The 492-nt window shown below is 39.2% G+C and carries 1 protein-coding gene; it reads right to left on the bottom strand.

Going from position 1 to position 492, the window contains the following annotated elements; genetic code table 11:
• Positions 1-492, bottom strand: a 492-nt coding sequence (locus ACH2AZ_RS12500) for a hypothetical protein (RefSeq protein WP_394908100.1), incomplete at both ends; no start/stop codon positions are given.

Here is a 492-nt window from a genome sequence, read left to right as displayed (position 1 = left end):
ACTGCTCACTGACCAGGTTATTGTTTTGATCCCATATTTGTACCTTAAAAAAAGGAAGTACAACGGAAGGTAAATTTGTGTTAGTAGTATTTTCCATGCCTAAAGCATAATCAAAGGAAAAGCTTTGCCCGGCAATGATTTCTTTTGTCATCACACTCATACTTCCTATTGCAGCAAGATCGTTTAAACCGATAGCCCGTTGATTATAAGGGGTATTGGGTTCTACCCTGATTTGAGTTGTAGAAGAACCAGACATAAAACTATCGGGCCCCGGGGTTAGTATATAGGCATAGCAATCAAAATTAGAAAAATTAATGCTACTATTTACAGGATCCAAGTTATTTTTAGTTTGTAAAGGAATACTGTTTAAATCGGTTTGGCATTGTTGATGACCGTTTGGATACCCTGATGAAATATCATAATACGCAAAACTATAACCCGAGGCCGTCGAGGTGGTAGCATCGCGTTCAAAGCCCCCGTTGGGCACACAAT

Source organism: uncultured Mesonia sp. (assembly GCA_947499595.1).
GTDB classification, from domain to species: Bacteria; Bacteroidota; Bacteroidia; order Flavobacteriales; family Flavobacteriaceae; genus Mesonia; species Mesonia sediminis.
This window is presented reverse-complemented; position numbering and strand designations above follow the sequence as displayed.